Origin of the sequence: Parabacteroides caecihominis (assembly GCF_023656785.1) — a bacterium.
In the GTDB taxonomy this organism is placed as follows: domain Bacteria; phylum Bacteroidota; class Bacteroidia; order Bacteroidales; family Tannerellaceae; genus Parabacteroides; species Parabacteroides segnis.
In genome coordinates, this window is the sequence record NZ_JAMOKS010000003.1 from 270,404 (window position 1) to 286,907 (window position 16,504).

13 protein-coding genes are annotated in these 16,504 nt (G+C 46.7%); 4 read left to right on the plus strand and 9 right to left on the minus strand.

Going from position 1 to position 16,504, the window contains the following annotated elements; genetic code table 11:
- Positions 1–27: 27 nt before the first annotated feature.
- The 6 genes from NBH14_RS03695 to NBH14_RS03720 form a co-directional block, all read right to left on the minus strand.
- Positions 28–1,620 carry a DUF4906 domain-containing protein gene (locus NBH14_RS03695; protein WP_250817139.1) on the minus strand — a complete coding sequence of 531 codons (1,593 nt, stop codon included), beginning with the start codon at positions 1,618–1,620 and terminating at the stop codon, positions 28–30.
- Between the two features lie 10 nt (positions 1,621–1,630).
- On the minus strand, positions 1,631–3,259 hold the full coding sequence (locus NBH14_RS03700; RefSeq protein ID WP_186958748.1) for a fimbrillin family protein: 1,629 nt from the start codon (positions 3,257–3,259) through the stop codon (positions 1,631–1,633).
- A 26-nt stretch (positions 3,260–3,285) separates the two neighbouring features.
- Positions 3,286–5,043, minus strand: coding sequence for an Lcl domain-containing protein (locus NBH14_RS03705; protein ID WP_250817141.1), 1,758 nt, complete (start codon positions 5,041–5,043; stop codon positions 3,286–3,288).
- Positions 5,044–5,085: 42 nt separating this feature from the next.
- Positions 5,086–6,003, minus strand: a complete 918-nt coding sequence (locus NBH14_RS03710) for a FimB/Mfa2 family fimbrial subunit (protein ID WP_186958746.1) — start codon at positions 6,001–6,003, stop codon at positions 5,086–5,088.
- 231 nt (positions 6,004–6,234) lie between these two features.
- Positions 6,235–7,425: a fimbrial protein gene (locus NBH14_RS03715; RefSeq protein ID WP_186958745.1), complete on the minus strand. Its 1,191-nt coding sequence runs from the start codon at positions 7,423–7,425 to the stop codon at positions 6,235–6,237.
- Positions 7,426–7,587: 162 nt separating this feature from the next.
- The gene (locus NBH14_RS03720; protein ID WP_186958744.1) at positions 7,588–8,445 is read right to left on the minus strand and encodes a DUF4469 domain-containing protein; all 858 of its coding nucleotides are present in this window, start codon (positions 8,443–8,445) and stop codon (positions 7,588–7,590) included.
- A 691-nt stretch (positions 8,446–9,136) separates the two neighbouring features.
- Between NBH14_RS03720 and dnaG the strand changes: the two genes are divergently transcribed.
- From dnaG to NBH14_RS03740, 4 genes are read left to right on the plus strand one after another with little or no spacing between them, the layout of a single operon-like run.
- Positions 9,137–11,302 carry a DNA primase gene (gene dnaG / locus NBH14_RS03725; protein ID WP_186958743.1) on the plus strand — a complete coding sequence of 722 codons (2,166 nt, stop codon included), beginning with the start codon at positions 9,137–9,139 and terminating at the stop codon, positions 11,300–11,302.
- A gap of 13 nt (positions 11,303–11,315) precedes the next feature.
- Entirely contained in the window at positions 11,316–12,242 is a 927-nt protein-coding gene (locus NBH14_RS03730; RefSeq protein WP_186958742.1) for an ABC transporter ATP-binding protein, read from the plus strand.
- Entirely contained in the window at positions 12,239–13,549 is a 1,311-nt protein-coding gene (locus NBH14_RS03735; RefSeq protein ID WP_186958741.1) for an ABC transporter permease, read from the plus strand. Before NBH14_RS03730 ends, NBH14_RS03735 begins: the two co-directional genes overlap by 4 nt.
- A gap of 1 nt (position 13,550) precedes the next feature.
- A complete protein-coding gene (locus tag NBH14_RS03740) occupies positions 13,551–14,075 on the plus strand; it encodes a histidine phosphatase family protein (protein ID WP_186958740.1) in 525 nt (174 codons plus the stop codon).
- Positions 14,076–14,087: 12 nt separating this feature from the next.
- On the opposite strand, the gene NBH14_RS03745 is transcribed toward NBH14_RS03740, so the two are convergent.
- From NBH14_RS03745 to NBH14_RS03755, 3 genes are read right to left on the minus strand one after another with little or no spacing between them, the layout of a single operon-like run.
- A complete protein-coding gene (locus NBH14_RS03745; protein ID WP_007657632.1) occupies positions 14,088–14,501 on the minus strand; it encodes a PaaI family thioesterase in 414 nt (137 codons plus the stop codon).
- Between the two features lie 28 nt (positions 14,502–14,529).
- On the minus strand, positions 14,530–15,096 hold the full coding sequence (gene xpt / locus NBH14_RS03750; protein WP_007657631.1) for a xanthine phosphoribosyltransferase: 567 nt from the start codon (positions 15,094–15,096) through the stop codon (positions 14,530–14,532).
- A gap of 6 nt (positions 15,097–15,102) precedes the next feature.
- The gene (locus NBH14_RS03755; protein WP_128134959.1) at positions 15,103–16,482 is read right to left on the minus strand and encodes a nucleobase:cation symporter-2 family protein; all 1,380 of its coding nucleotides are present in this window, start codon (positions 16,480–16,482) and stop codon (positions 15,103–15,105) included.
- Between the last annotated feature and the right edge of the window lie 22 nt (positions 16,483–16,504).

Genomic DNA, 16,504 nt, shown 5'->3' on the forward strand with positions numbered 1-16,504 from the left:
CTGTTTTTTTAGTGTATACAGGCATTTTTAGTGTATTACGTTTGAACCCTCTAAATCTTTAATACATCTCAGTGTGCTCACACTCGTTGGACCTCCCCCTATGCTTTGACCAGTCCAGACTTTTGTTCCCCATGCGTTTGTTCCGTCGGTGGAAGATGTCCAGTAAGTTCCGCTCGACAATGATTTGAGCGTGTTTGAACCGGCTACATAGATACCGAGCGACTGACCGTAAGAGGGCATATACCATACCAGGCTTTCCTCAGTTAACGGCGTACTGTTTAGCCCGATACACTCCTTTACTGCCGGATATTGCTCTATACCGGCTTGATTCAGTGCCCATGTATTCGCCCGTCCGTCTATAAAGCTGTTTCCTCCTCCGGGCATGCTAGCACCGCCAGCGGAACTCAGCCATACTTTAGGCCCCAGGTCCTTTACATAAACTTCAATCCGCTTCTCATATCTCCAGGTGACAGCTTTAGTCTGGTTGGTTACCGGAGTACCATCCTGACCATACGTTTTCAGGTCACCGCCAAAGTAGCCGGGGATGAATTTGACAACACGCGAGTCGTCGTCGTTTTCGCCTGTTATCCTGATGGTATATTTGTATGTATAATTGGGAGAAACACTGTAATCGTTGGCGAAGTTACTACCCAGGTGGACTTGGTAGACCACAGATTTACTGATTGTGCCATTTGTCACCTCAACTCCCATGATCTGGAGATAGGTAGCACCCGCGGGAGCATTCGTTCCTCGCTTCTCCGGCGTCGTAAACGGAACCGGGTGCTGCAGATTGACCGGTAAGTATTTCTCGATGTTTAAAGAAAATGCAGGAATCACATCCGACTTATAATTAGCATATCCTACATTAGCCACGGGAAAAACAGCTGTATGACCTATCGAATGATAAAAGCTCTTTTTAGGGATATTCATAAACTGACAAGTCCAGTTTGTATACCCTTTATTTTGCATATCAGTTACAATAAAAAGGTCTATTCTCACCCGGGCTACCGTGCGATACAGCATGATATCGGCCTGTTTATTAGCCGATACGATCATGTCTGTACTGCCGGCGAACATAATACGTCCGGAAGGAGCCACATTGAACAAAGGGAAGTGACCAGGGCTTTCCTCGTTGTAGGTAATTCCCAGTTTATTAAAATCATCCAGGGTACTACCCACAGTAATAGTAGCAAAAGTTTCCTGGCTGGCATTTGCTATTACGATAATCCTGTTCTTCACTACTGAATTGTTTAGTTGGACATTTTCTACGGAAGAATTGCTATAATAGTCTTTACGAACCAATGTACTCTCAAGCGTGGTACCGTTAAACTGAAAGACCATGAAATTCTTTATTTCGTCCTCAATGCTTGCACGTGTTACCGGGATTTCTTCCAGACTTATTTCCATTCCCTTGCAGACCTGTGTGGAGCTAACGGCATGTCCGCTGCCCGCTTTTGTGCCGGAAGATAAAGGGGATTGCATCGGTTGTATGCTCCATGTCAGTTTTACGGGCACAGGGGCACCGGGTTCGCTTCCTCCGGATAGCGGGCCGGTATAACTCTCGTCCGTGCAGGCGCCCAATAGGAGTATCAGGCTTAGTATATGTATGATCTGTTTCATATCTGTATTATTATATTGCGGGGTTAAGTTTGTCTGAGTCTCTTACGCAACGTACATAAAGACTCAGGCTTTTGAGAGCTTGGTCAGGAATTATATTTTTATTAACAACATGTATAGAATGACTTGTATTTGCGTCGTATTCCGTTCCACTCCAATATTCTTTAGTCTTATCAAAGTTTGCACTCGTTGGACTATCATAAATAAGCATAATAAACTCACTTATCCGGGGTAAACGCCAGTCTCTATATCCTCCTTCCCTAAGCTCCACACAAGCCTGCTTGGCTGTAAGGGCCCCTGTTTTTTCATCCTTCCATGGAACCGGGGACCCACCTGCTGCTAAACTTCGGGATACATGTAAGTCCGTATATAATGGTTCTACCTTTAAAATTGGTTTCCATTCGGCATCAAATCCTTCTGTTCCACTTGAGATTGCTACATACTTTCCGTTATTGTTTTCTGCGACTTCTCCCAGGTAGGTATGGTTTGTGTGGTCACCCTTTGATAACTTTATTAATTTCTTATCTCCTATATACTCTTGACTCGATGTAAGACTTACTTTAAACGGCGTCACCCCCGCCGTCCCTTCTCCCAGCTTAAGTTCCTCAATAGCAACTTCCTGCCAATTGGATAATGAGAGGACCATTTCTGCGTTGTTATATACGATATTGTATGTGTTGTGCTTACCTTTCTCAAAGCCATGCAAATTCGAACCTGTACCGTTCAGGTGTGTTTTGTTAAAAGGAAATGAGAGGACTTCGACAGGTGCGGTTCCATCCAGACTAGTGGTCGTGATACGGACTAGCACATCGGAGTCCTCAACATCCGGATACATAAATGAGGGTACGAGGAAGTTGAATTCGAAAGGAGTTCCACTCCCGTTAGTCGGTAGATTTTCAATATCTGCACAGTTTATCACAAGCGGACCGGAATTGCCGGAAACCAGATCGCCTGTAGCCGGATCGATATCTCCCTTATTTACGATCCTGTCTTGCATGCCGCTGTAGCGATTATCGAGACTGACGGATTTAACGTAAACATTGCTCCTGCTTGTCAGTTTCGAGAGCTTGATCGTCACCCAGCAGAAGGCGTGGGAGAATGTCAGTGCAATAGGGTTTCCATCGGCTACCTGCAGTGTTCCGGTGGGAGATGATAAATAAAGCAGGTCTTTCCAGGTTGTTATATCACCGGTCAGGTCGAAAGGTACGGCAGAAGTGGTGGCATCAGATACCCATGGATAATAGCCCGTTATATTAATAGTTTGCCCTTGTTTTGCTTTCAGGGAAAGAGGGAGATCGTTGTTATCAGTATAGCTCCACGCATCCGCTCCCCCATTCCGTGTAAGGATCGATTTCATATTATCATCCGAACCGGTAACCAGGGAAGCCCCGGTATCATCGGTGATGAACATGCCGAATGTATGTGTACCGTTGGCGAAGTCCGCCCCTTGCATGACACCCGGACTGTAATTTGTCCGGGTGGATGGGACATCAGAAATGGAAACGGCAAAGCGAAGATCGATATTTGCCGGGGGCTCTTCATCTCCGGGAAACGCTCCGCTATCGCAGGCGGTGGTGTATATTCCTAAAGAGAATACACTGATAATCGTCCATATCTGTTTCGATTTTTTTCTTATGAGCATATCTGTGTGTGTATTATCAATTGTTATTATTTAATTTCGCGGACGCATCTTATCATAAACTTGCTTGTTTTTAGGTTCTGAGTTACCTTTCCTGCCGAATTTACGGCATAAGCTTTATCATTCGGAGCTTCCGAAGCGCTCCAATAGGCAACTGACGTTTCGCCGAGCGAGGTAAACCCTTTGGATTGATTGATCGTTGCCCTATTCAGCCATATAAGGTATAACTCCGACAGCCGGGGCAAGCGCCAGTCGGTATGTCCTTGTCCACGGTAATCCCAGCAGACTTTTTTGGCATCCAATACACGATCCCGCTTGGGGGCATCCTTCTCTGTGCTTCTCCATACGATATTCTCTCCGGCGTTATCGGGTGCGATAACCAGTTTTTTATAGGGACCTTCTCTGTTGAGAGCATCCTGGGCACTCTTGTACACGCCGCCATTGCCCGTTCCATTATAGACGTTGTCGGGTGCTTCTCCCAGTAAGCTGTTATAATAAAGCACAGCCCTCGTATTACCATCATCTGCTACAAATCCGTCTTTATTTTTCTCTTTGACAGTCAATCCACCACCTGTCACCTGAATGATCGCACCATTTACCCCACCATAATCCATACGTACCAACATATCCGGATCAGGTGATCCTTTGGCTCCCGATACCCAGTCGGTAATGCTGGTCGTGAAACTCAGCTCTACCGGTTTGCCGCCATAGGCTGCTTCGGCTGTTGTGTATCCGGGGACGCTTACGCCGGTGATGGAAAAGCGGTAGATGCGATTGCGCAAGACGTCTTGTAATTGATCTCCTTCCGCATCGGTCGGCTGGTTCGTGAAGTCGATACGGTAGTAGTTGGTTCTACCGTTATATACGCCACCAATAACAAGGGCCATACGGTTCTCGTGATTTTCATCATAGACGGTACCATTGCCAAAATCGACTTCGGGGATGTATATTGTCGCTTTACAATAGGTGTTTTTTGTTATAGCAGTAGTTCCAGTGTATTCAAAAGAACCGTCGATCGCTGTTCCTGCCGGCGAAGGAGCGGTGACGGAGGGAGTGCCTTCCGGGGCGTATTCAAGATTGTCTATAAGCGGTATGAGCGTATACTTATTTTGAGGTTTGAATACGTAAATCTCTGTCAGGTCGAAATTTACACTCCCTTTGTCCCATACACCAGTTCCTGTATTATAAGTACCTACCCCGACATCCACCCGGGCCACGGCACGCAGGAGTTTGGCGGAGAGTGTCATTCCTTCTGTTATTTGCAGCGGTTCGTTGGGGCTGTCACCGGCAAAGCCGAACATCGGTATCCCGGTGTCGGCAAATGCCGGTCCAGCCGTCAACTTCGCACTAGTTAAAGCTGTTTGCACCCCCTCGTATGTCATGCCTGTGTTTATCAGTGGATAAGGGTTTTGGTTAGCGACCAGTAGCAGCTTTGTATCGGCAACTCCTGATACGCTACGGCGGAGAGAAAAGCTAAACAGTCCGCCACCGGCTCCCGGTTTCCCGGTTGCATAGTATTTTAGTTTATAATCTCCATTATCTAATTGAAAAGCAAGTGTATACAGATCATATATGGCATTTTCCTCCGTATCGGACAACCCCTTGGAGGTGAGGTTTTGCTCGTTTGCTGCAGGACCTACCTTCAGGGTGACTGTCGTGAGTTCGCCGCCCTGTCCTCCGCTATCGTCGTCATCCGGTATTCTTTCATAACTGCAGGCACATAAGAGAACGGCAGCGTACAGAGTGGCAGCGGCTGATCTTATTTTCAATAGATGTAAATGTTTCATGTGCATATCTTGTCTGTTTTTATCTGAATTATTCTTGTACTGTTATTTGTAAACCACATCGATATCGTTGGGTTTCCATCCGGGTGGCCTAACTTCGGCATCGCCGTCGGGGCTGAAAACGATCAGCAATGTCAACTCCTCGCCTGCCTTGGGAAGGATGGGCTGCCGATCGCTTGTCTGCGTGATGTCTTTCAACAGTTTCCCGTTGTGGAAAACGGCTATCTTTATCCCTTTGCCGGTGGCCGGAGGGAAAAGACGGAAAGGCGGAATGATGTATTCTTTTTGGGTATTGAAGGAGCCTGTCAGGCGATGGCTGGCCGTGCCCGCGGGGAGCCCTTCAAAGTCGATGCGGGTAGCCGGACGGTTTACTTCGATAGAGTAATTACCGGCCATCGTGCCGGTGATTTCCGGCAGTCCGCTGATCGTTATATGTATCGACGCCGTAGCCGGGAGCATCTCCATGTTGAAGGCGAGCTGGGAGCCGGTCGTCGTGTTGTTGTCAAGTTGGATGGCTCCCCTATACAGATCGGGGGGCGTGTTGAGGAATTGCGTTTCGGCCTGTGCAGACGAAAGCGGCGTAAGGGCAAGGTATGCTTTATCGAGAGGATCGCCCGATTGCAGCATCGAAAATTCAAGGCTGTTGTCTTTGCTGTTTCCCCATGCTATGCAATGGAGGGTTGGGGTTTGCGGGCAGTCGAGGGAGAGTGTCCCGCCGATCGCGCCGGTGGCGCGGCTAATCAGCCGCAGTTGGTCGTCGAATATAAATACTTCTATCTCGCGGATAGCGTCGGGACCGGCCTGTGAAGCACTGTGGAAGCTGAGCCTCAACTGCTTTTCGCCGGGCAGAGCCTCCTTCCTGCAACCTGCGGCCGTAAGCAGGAGCACGGCAGAGAGCAGCGGCAACAGGTGTTGCAACCGCCACAGGGAGGAGCCGGGATATGTATATTTGTTTTCGTTCATTTCTTATTTTATTGCAGATAATGTACCGGCAGCGATGCCGGCTTATTCCGCCCGGAGCAGATGGTAGCCCGGACCGGGATAGAGAGGAAGATCTGTCAAAAGTCACCATCCTGCCATCCCGGGGCAACTCCGGGATCGCATACTACACTGATGTACAATGTTTAGGATGAGATGGCAGATCGAGTCTGCCGTGACAGCATGTACTTTTGACAGATTTTCTTTCAGATCAGATTATTCAAATGGTTTAGGAGTAGATGTATTTGTCCATTCCGCCGGAGTTACCGTGATACCCACATTCGCGCTGATGTTCGGCTTATCCGGATTATCATCACCACCACCACCGTTACCACCCTCACTTTCCGGACGGAAGTCACCGTTGAAAGTAAGGTCCACATTGTAAGCTTTTCCTGCTTCAATTACACCCTTATCACCGGGTGCGAAGATAACGTTGAACATTTTCTTTACTTTTTCATCTGCTATATCATCGCCGTTACCCTTTACTTTTCTCCATTCAACCTCTATCACAAGGGTTGTCGGCTTATCTACCGGAACAACCGAAGCCGGGTCATTCTCGAAAACATACCAATGGGCAATGTCTGTTTTGGGAGCATCCATATCAGAAAAGCTAAGCGCTTGGTTGAAGTCGGCAACAACAGGATGCCCAGGATCGGTTCCCCAGCTAGCCTCCCATGCTACTCCGTTTGCATACGCTTTCGGATCAGGTATATAGCTGTTAGTAGTAGGGAAATAGTGAGATTTGGTCTGCACATTCAACAAAAAGGCGCGTGTGAATTTGAAATCCGTATTATATACTCCTTGCACATCATCTCCTAATGCGATCTTTGTTAATGTGATTTTAGCCGGGATGAAGTTCAAAGTAGCTGATGCGTCTGCGGTCGAAGCTCCTCCTTCCTGGGGTGTCATATTATTAACCGCTCCTTCGCCTGACATAAGAACATCTCCTTTTACTTGAACCGGAAGCAGAGCCGGTGATCCTACTGCCAGGTCTTGCACCACCTTGACAAGCTGGGCTCTGGTAGCTACGTCGAGAGTTCCCCCAGTTCCGACGCGACTTTCTCCGATATTTGCTATCACCATCATATTAACGGCCGTACTTCTTGTTTCTATGGTTGCCGTTTTTGCTGCCGGATCAGTCTCATCATTCGTTAAGCCGGTACTATTAACATAATGTTTGGAAACGATCTGGTCCGTAGCATTCAGGAAGAAGACGGTGACATTGTCGATAGTCTTATCTTCAGCCGCTGTTGCAGCTCCTGCCGCCTTTGTTTTTTTACCACTACTCAGGGTGATATCTACCAACATTTTTTCTCCCTGCGGTACCGGGGGATCAACATTAAAATTTTCTTTTGTACAACTTGCCAATGCCGCTATCGCCAGCATAGACAGAAAAATAGATTTCATTCTCATTTGTTTTACTTAAATATTAATAATAGTGTTACTAAAAAAATACCTGTGCATTTATTTCGAATATCGCGTAGGATGCGCGATCCCGTTCGCGCGAGGTCCGTGATCCCCATCGCGCGCTTCGCGCGATTACTATCACGTGAGGTGCGCGATTTCTTTCTATTCTATCTCCGGCCTGTCACCTCCACCACTGCCACCACCACTACCAGGGGCATCGGTCACATCACCTACGACAAAGTTGCCGAGCATCGTTGCCGTGCGGGGTTCTTTCAGCAGGACAGCACCGTTGCTGCCGAGCTGTGTGCAAAGCGTAACGCTCCATACTGAGCCGTCGGCGGCTGTGGAGGGCAGAACAAAACCTACCTGCGTAGGCGTGTTGGGATAGAGTTTCGATGAAGGGAAGAAGAAGGTTTCTCCCGAGTCGCCGTCGGTACGCTTGATGGTGACACCGATCTGCTCGCCTGTACCACCCACCTTGATGTGCTTGCCTTTAATGATACAGGTTTGTCCTGCACTGACAGGCATTCCTTCGCCACGAGCTGCGGCTGCGGGATTTTGTGCATCCTGCGCGCTAACCACAGTAAACAGTTGCGGGCCATTGACCGACATCTGTATATCGACATCGATCTCGGCATCGGTCAAGGCCTGACGCATTTGCTGGCTCATGGAGTAGGCTACACCGAGCTTCAGGCGTTTGCGGTCGGGGGCCGACGTGAGTTCACTTTCGAGGAAAACGCCTTGTGAAGTGGGGCGAAAATAACCCAACAAGGTGCTGATACTGTAACCGGAGGAGATATACCACATCATGCGTTCCATGATCAGGTTGCCCGTGCGGGCGATTTCATTTACATCTTCCTGACGAGTGCTAAGGGCAGCCACTTCGCGGGCAAGATCGTACATATTCAGACATTTCTGCAATTTGGGTTGCAGATATCGGTCATTTGTGATGTCCTGGGTAAAAGCAAGGTCGAGGGCTTTGAGCGTGAGCTTCGCCTTTTGAGTCGGGTCTTTTGCCATAATTGTCTGTTTTTTAGTTACTGATATATTGTTTATGTTTCAAGTTTACAAATTAGCCGGAATTCGGTGGAAAATGTATTTATATCAGTAGCTCCCGAGTAGAAAAAAGGGGGTAAAATAACCGGATTCTTTCCTTTTTTTGCTATCAGGATGGTCTGACGTAAAACGTAACCACGTGTGCCCTAGTGCTTGCATTTTTGTATAACAAAATGACTAAGTCCATTAGAAACTATGATATAAAGACTAAAAATCAAGGCTTGTAAACAATCCTATATTGTTAGCCAGTGATAAGTTAGATCGAAAACCGGAAGGTAGGCTATGATTAAGAGTACTCTCTTTTGGTACCCGGTTAGTATGAAAAAAATGAACGAATAAGGTCATATTTGTTCATTTTTACTCTCATGCGATGAATTTTAACCGCCATTTATTATGATATCCAGATAATTTGTATATCTTTGCACAATCTTGACATAGTTTCTAATGTACTACGTCAACTCCTCTCCATTAAAAGAAAATCAAAGATTTTTTATTTTGTGATGTTATTGCCGACCAAGAGTATGGCAGCAACAAAGTTTCCGTTCCATCAACTCCTTTGATAATTATTATTTTCGTTTCCTGCATGTCAAAGAGTCTTGTTTTGGAGACAAAATATCACTACATTTGTCACCCATTATATTAAGGAAGGAAATAAATGATCGATCAACCTACCATAGACCGGATACTTGACGCTGCAAACATTGTGGATGTTGTTTCAGAATTCGTTACCCTGCGCAAGCGAGGGATCAACTATGTAGGATTATGTCCTTTTCATACTGATAAAACGCCCTCGTTCTACGTCTCTCCGGCTAAAAATATATGTAAGTGTTTTGCCTGTGGCGAAGGTGGTACAGCCGTTCATTTCATTATGAAGCATGAACAACTGAACTATTTCGATGCCTTGCGTTATCTTGCCAAGAAATATAACATCGAGATACAGGAACGGGAGCTGACCGACAAAGAGAAGCAAAAGAAAAGCGACCGCGAGAGTATGCTGATCGTCAATAGCTGGGCACAGCAATACTTCACCACCCAGTTATACGAACACGTAGAAGGAAAAACAGTCGGACTCCGTTACTTTGCCGAACGCGGATTCCGCGAAGACACCATCCGCAAATTCCAGTTGGGCTACAGTCTCGACAAGCGCGATGCTTTATACAAGGAAGCGACCAAAAACGGTTATAAGAAAGAGTTTCTGGAAAAGACCGGTTTGGTTATTGCCTACGACAACGGAGGGGTCAATGACCGTTTTCGTGGCCGTGTGATATTTCCGGTACATACGTTAAGCGGAAAAGTCGTAGCCTTTGGCGGCCGTGTGCTCAAAAAAGACGAGAAAACAGCCAAATATGTCAACTCTCCGGAAAGTGAGATTTACCATAAGAGTAATGAGCTTTACGGTATCTATTTCGCCAAACAGGCGATTGTCAAGGAAGACCGTTGTTTCCTGGTGGAAGGTTATACCGATGTAATCTCCATGCACCAGGCAGGAATAGAGAATGTGGTCGCCTCCTCCGGTACGGCTCTTACACAGGGACAGATACGACTTATACATCGTTTCACCAGTAATATAACCGTATTGTATGACGGTGATGCGGCCGGTATCAAAGCGGCCCTGCGCGGTATCGACCTGCTGCTGGAAGACGGGATGAATGTCAAAGTGGTTCTCTTGCCGGACGGTGAAGACCCCGACTCGTTTGCCCGTAAACATAATGCCAGCCAGTTTTCCGAATTTATCAAACAGAGCGAAACGGACTTTATCCGTTTCAAAACCCGTTTATTATTGGATGATGCGGGAACCGACCCGATCAAGCGCTCGTCGCTGATTACGGATATTATCCGTACGGTAGCCATCATCCCCGATAATATTGCCCGTTCCATCTATATCCGCGAATGCAGCGCCATGATGGAGATAGACGAACAGGTCTTGCTGAACGAAGTCAATAAAATCCGGTTAAGCAAGGAAGAAAGGCAGAACATGCAGGGACAGGCAACTCCCCCGGTATCCAATACGATGAGTATGATACCGGAATATCCGGACCTGCCCGGTTACCAGCCGGTTGCCGGGGACAGTTTTCTGCCACCGGATGATACTGTGCCATTGCCGGACGACAACATGCCCCCTCCTCCACCTCCGATGGAAGAATATCCGATGGAAGAAACCGGGCCTATGGAGGTTCCGCCTCCCGATTATCCGCCAGCTGAACCGCCACAGACGGTTCAACCGGTACAGCCGGTACAAACATTTCAGCCGAAACGTTCGCCTTACGAAGTGTACGAACTGACGTTGCTGAAATATATCGTGCGGTATGGTGAACAAATCCTTTTTGATTATGTGGATGAGGAGACAAACGAACATATCGTGATGCGTGTGGCCGAATATATCCGTTACGACCTGGAACGTGACGACCTGACTTTCTATACCCCGATCATTAAAAGCATGCTCGACGAAGCCGCAGACAAATGCAAGACCGAGGGGTTTATTGCCAGCCGTTATTTCCTGGCCCATCCGGACCCGAACGTAAGCCGACTGGCCGCCAACCTGATCAGCGAAAAGTATCAACTGAGCAAGTATCACAGCAAATACCGCGAGTTGGAACAGGAACAGGACAAACTGGACCAGTTAGTCACCCGCGAAATATATGCGATGAAAGATGCCTATATCCTCCGGCAGATAAAGGAGACACAATTGGGCATCAAAGAGGCGCATGCCCAAGGAAATGAAGATAAAGTGTTTGAGCTGATGAAGCAACTCACACACCTGAATGAAATAAAAAACGTATTGAGTAAGGAATTGGGAGAACGTATCGTATTAAAAATGTAACAACTTATAGCCTATGAACTTTTTGGAAACGGAAGATGTGGTTAAACAATATGCCAGCCATCTAGCCCTGAACAAAGTCAGCATACAGGTTCCCGAAGGGAAAATATTCGGGTTACTCGGACCGAACGGTGCCGGAAAAACCACGCTGATTCGTATCATCAACCGCATCACCGCCCCCGACAGCGGCACCGTCCGTTTCAACGGACGCGAATCGAGACCGGAGGATATTTACCAGATCGGTTATCTCCCGGAAGAACGGGGATTGTATAAAAAGATGAAAGTAGGCGAACAGGCCATCTACCTCGCCCAACTGAAAGGGTTGTCTTATCCCGAAGCCCGGACCCGTCTGACCCGTTGGTTTGAAAAGTTCGACATCATGCCCTGGTGGAATAAAAAGCTGGAAGAGTTATCGAAAGGGATGCAACAGAAAGTGCAGTTCATCATTACCGTCATCCACGAACCGTCACTGCTTATCTTCGACGAACCGTTCAGCGGTTTCGATCCGGTGAATGCAGAAAGGCTGAAACAGGAAATCCTGGAACTGAAAGAGAAAGGACATACGATCATTTTCTCTACCCACAATATGGCTTCGGTGGAAGAGATATGCGATAACATAGCCCTGATTAATAAATCGCAAGTGGTATTATCGGGAAATGTGGCGGAAGTCAGAAATCGTTTCCGGAACAATACATTTACATTACGTATCTCATCCGATAGTGTCCTTTCAAACACTCCGGCGGATACCTTCACGCTGCTTTCCGAAAAAGAACAAAGCGGAATACGCGAACTGCAAATCCATAAAGCCGACGGGATCAGTAATTCCACTTTACTGTCTACTCTGTCCGAGCAGGTCGAAATCCTGTCGTTTACCGAGGAACTTCCCTCCATGAATGATATATTTATTAACACCGTATCGGGCACAAACACCACACAGGCATGAATAAAATAGGACTTATTATCAAAAGAGAATATCTGCGCCGGGTAAGCAAAAAGTCGTTTATCCTGCTTACGCTTCTGACTCCGTTTTTGTTTGCCGCATTGGTATTCGTACCGTTATGGCTATCGACTATCAAAGGGGATGAAGTACGTAATGTTGCCATCATCGATACGACCGGGAAATATGCCTCGTTGTTCGAGAATAACGAAAGTTTTCATTTCATCCACAGCGATAAAACATTAGACGAATATCGTCAGGGGGGAGATAAGGAGGTATTCGCCTTCCTGAGTATCACAGACGACTTGCTGAACAATCCTAAAGCAGCAACCCTATATTCGGAGAAACAGGTACCGGCCGAACTGAGCCGTTTGGTCAACCAGACACTCAGCAAGCAGTTGGAAAGCGAAAAACTCGTCTCTTTCAATATTCCTAACCTGAAAGAGATCATTCGGGAAAGTAAAATCAATTTCAACGTACAGACCATAAAATGGAGTGAAGACGGAAAAGAAAGTGCTTCATCGGCAACCGTCGCATCCGTCATCGGGATGGTGTTCACGTTCATTATCTATATGTTTATTATGATGTATGGTGCAATGGTGATGCAGGGGGTTATGGAAGAAAAGACCAACCGTATCATTGAGGTGATGATCTCGTCCGTTCGTCCGTTCGACCTGATGATGGGGAAGATCATCGGGATAGGCTTCGTCGGACTGACACAAGTGTTCCTATGGGGTATTATCACGACCATACTGGTCAGCGTAGGAGGTTTTATGTTCTCCGGTGGAGTTGATGTGGCATCCCTACAAGCCGGACCTCAAATGGGAATGATGGATGCAAATGCCCTGGCCTCTTCTTCCGGGAATGAAATCATGGGAATCATCAATTCAATCAATATTGCGGAAATAGGTATCTCTTTTATTATCTATTTCATAGGAGGTTATATGTTGTATGCATCCATATTTGCAGCTATCGGCTCGGCGGTAGACAGCCAGGAAGATACCCAGCAGTTTATGGCTCCGGTCACGATCTTTATGATCTTTGCATTATATGCCGGTATTTACAGCATGGAGAATCCGGACGGACCGCTGGCATTCTGGTGTTCGATGGTTCCGTTCACTTCGCCGATCGTCATGATGGTACGTATTCCGTTTGAAATACCTTTATGGGAGAAGTTGTTATCCGTTTCCTTATTATATACTTCTGCCATCGGTATTGTCTGGCTATCCGCCAAAATATACCGGGTAGGTATCCTGATGTATGGTAAGAAACCAAGTATCAAAGAAATGGTGAAATGGATTAAATATAAATAAGATGGAAGCGACAATATCACTTATATTAAGCCGTCATGGAGAGACGGAAGAGAATAAATTGCATATTATGCAGGGACAGATGCCCGGTCATCTGTCTGAACTAGGTAAACAGCAGGCGGAACAGTTGGCCGAACTGCTGGAAGAGGAAGAAATAGATGTAATTGTCAGCAGCGACCTGGCCCGGAGTTACGACACCGCTATGGCTGTTGCCCGTCGCAAAGGGTTGGAGCCTGTCCGGACACCGCTGCTCAGGGAAATGGATTGGGGTATCTATACCGGAAAAGTGGCTAATGAAATGGACTTCAAGAATCTGCCGGAAAGCGTGGAAAGTGTGGAGGCTTTATATAAAAGAGCTGGAGAGTTTCTGCAATTCCTGCAAACGAACTTTCCGGGAAAACGTATCCTGGCCATCGGGCACGGAGGTTTCAACCGTGCCATTATCGTCCGTATAGAAAAAAGGCAGCAAGAGGAAATCCTGAAGCTGCCAATCATGAAAAACACAGCTTGCCTGCGTTTTTCGCTCTAAATGATATTTACTTTACACCTGGGGCTGCACGACACTGAATGTACCGGATGCTTTGCTGACCAGTTTATCGTCGCAATAAATCTCACATTCACTGAAATGAACGTGCCGTCCCGGTTTGATAACCGTTCCTCTCGCGATCAGTTCCTTTCCCCAGGCAGCCCTTAAAAAGGAAACTTTCAATTCGGCTGTCAATACGTCTTTATCGAGCGGCGTCATCGTATAAGCAGCAAAACCGGCTATCGTATCTGCCAAAGCCGCCAACACACCTCCATGAATAACGCCGCTATATTGGCGTTGTTCATCATGCAAAGGCATACGCGCCTCAACGATCCCGTCTTCAACAGTAGTGAACTGTACCCCCAAATGATTTACATAAGGGTTTGTCTTCACCCTGTCGAGTAATCTTTCTTTTACTTCTGCATTCATTATTTTTACTCAATTAGTTGGTTTCTTTCTAGCGGATAGTAATCTTACAATCATCCAGATTGTCGATAATGGCCAGGCTTTCCACATGGATACCCGACTCACGCAAGGCTTTTCCTCCATCCTGGAAGGCTTTTTCTATAATAAAGCCCATACCGGAAATGGTTGCACCGGCCTGCTCTGCCAGATCGATCATTCCCAGGGCGGCATTACCGAAAGCCAGGAAATCGTCTATAAAAAGAATATGATCGTCTGCCGTCAGGAAGTTATTACTGATACAAACCGTATAATCACGGTCTTTCGTAAAAGAATGGACTACCGTACTCAGCATGTTCTCCATCGTCTTCGGTTGCTTCTTCTTTACAAATACGACCGGCAACTGCAAAATATATCCCACCATAATAGCCGGAGCAATACCGCTGGCTTCGATCGTTACAATCTTATTAATATGTTCGCCTTTAAAACGATTGATAAATTCTTCGGCAACCTTGTACAGAAGCATCGGGTCCATCTGATGGTTAATAAAACTATCTACTTTCAGGATACCTCCCGGATAACATCTGCCATCTTGCAGAATACGCTGTTTAAGTAATTCCATGTGTTTTTATTCTGTTTTATCTACTTGATCTTCCTTTACTCTTATCAAAACATTTGCTATGATAGCCGTCAATCCGCCGGTTGTTATACCTGAGGAAAAGATACCTTTAATCGCTTCGGGAGCCGTTTTCAGAATATCGGGCATCAACTCGACACCAAGTCCCAACGACAAACTGACTGCCAGCACCAGTGTAGCCTTCCGATTGATTTCCTGTGCGGCAATAATACGGATACCGGCCGCAGCCACCGTACCGAACATCAATAAAGTCGCTCCCCCAAGGACCGGATCGGGCATCAAAGAAAAAATAACCCCGACAACCGGAAATAACCCCAACAGGATCAACATTCCGGCAATATAATAACCAACATACCGGCTGGCAACACCTGTCAACTGGATAATCCCGTTATTTTGTGCAAAGATAGAGTTTGGAAACGAATTAAAGACACCTGCGACGAAAGAATTCACGCCATCAGCCAACACACCGCCGGATACACGCTTCAGATACCCCTCTCCTTCAATCGATTTACCGGAAATCAGGGAATTGGCAGTAACATCGCCGGTCGCCTCGATCGCAGTAATCAGGTAGACCAGCCCAATGGCAATAAAGGAAGATATATTAAAATCCAACCCATACTTAAAGGGCACCGGAATATTGAATCCGCTCAGATTTTGTGAAGCGGCAGCGCTCATGTCCACCATTCCCAAAGCAAAGGAAAGTCCGTAACCGATACACAGCCCAAGAACAATCGAGCTCATCCGCAAGTATTTATTCTTACAACGGTTGAAGAACAGGACGCTCAACAACACCGTCGCCGCCACTCCCAGATTCTCCAAACTACCGAACGTTCCGTTATCCATCGCTGCAAAGCCACCTCCGCAGGAGACAACCCCCACTTTAATCAAGCTCAAACCAATCAACAAGACAACGATACCGGAAACCAACGGTGTAATGATGGAACGCATATACTTAAATGTACGGCTGATAATCATCTCGACCGGAGCGGCAGCCATACAAACACCAAAGATAAGCGGCAATCCGCCAGCCAGGCCGGCAGAGATGATCGGTCCGATAAAAGAAAAACTCGTCCCCTGTATACAGAGCAACCCTGCCCCTACCGGACCGATCCGCTTACATTGTATGAAGGTCGACACACCGGAAGCAAAAAGAGCCATCGACACCAAAAAACCGGTTGTTTCGAGATCCAGCTTCAATGCCCCCGCAATAATCAAAGGCGGAGTAATGATTGCGACAAAGATGGCTAATAAATGCTGCAAAGCGGCAAATAACGTTTCCTTTAAAGGCGGACGGTCATCGATGCCATAAATCAAATCTGTTTCTTTTACCGGGATAATAGTCTCTTCTAACTCCTCTGTGTTAATCTTCATCTTTACTTTATATATTGATATA

Excerpts from the sequence above, each read along its gene's own strand:
- dnaG (WP_186958743.1), top strand. The coding sequence starts at position 9,137 with ATGATCGATCAACCTACCATAGACCGGATACTTGACGCTGCAAACATT.
- NBH14_RS03740 (WP_186958740.1), top strand. The coding sequence starts at position 13,551 with ATGGAAGCGACAATATCACTTATATTAAGCCGTCATGGAGAGACGGAA.
- NBH14_RS03730 (WP_186958742.1), top strand. The coding sequence starts at position 11,316 with ATGAACTTTTTGGAAACGGAAGATGTGGTTAAACAATATGCCAGCCAT.
- xpt (WP_007657631.1), bottom strand. The coding sequence starts at position 15,096 with ATGGAATTACTTAAACAGCGTATTCTGCAAGATGGCAGATGTTATCCG.
- NBH14_RS03695 (WP_250817139.1), bottom strand. The coding sequence starts at position 1,620 with ATGAAACAGATCATACATATACTAAGCCTGATACTCCTATTGGGCGCC.
- NBH14_RS03735 (WP_186958741.1), top strand. The coding sequence starts at position 12,239 with ATGAATAAAATAGGACTTATTATCAAAAGAGAATATCTGCGCCGGGTA.
- NBH14_RS03745 (WP_007657632.1), bottom strand. The coding sequence starts at position 14,501 with ATGAATGCAGAAGTAAAAGAAAGATTACTCGACAGGGTGAAGACAAAC.
- NBH14_RS03755 (WP_128134959.1), bottom strand. The coding sequence starts at position 16,482 with ATGAAGATTAACACAGAGGAGTTAGAAGAGACTATTATCCCGGTAAAA.
- NBH14_RS03720 (WP_186958744.1), bottom strand. The coding sequence starts at position 8,445 with ATGGCAAAAGACCCGACTCAAAAGGCGAAGCTCACGCTCAAAGCCCTC.
- NBH14_RS03705 (WP_250817141.1), bottom strand. The coding sequence starts at position 5,043 with ATGAAACATTTACATCTATTGAAAATAAGATCAGCCGCTGCCACTCTG.
- NBH14_RS03700 (WP_186958748.1), bottom strand. The coding sequence starts at position 3,259 with ATGCTCATAAGAAAAAAATCGAAACAGATATGGACGATTATCAGTGTA.
- NBH14_RS03710 (WP_186958746.1), bottom strand. The coding sequence starts at position 6,003 with ATGAACGAAAACAAATATACATATCCCGGCTCCTCCCTGTGGCGGTTG.
- NBH14_RS03715 (WP_186958745.1), bottom strand. The coding sequence starts at position 7,425 with ATGAAATCTATTTTTCTGTCTATGCTGGCGATAGCGGCATTGGCAAGT.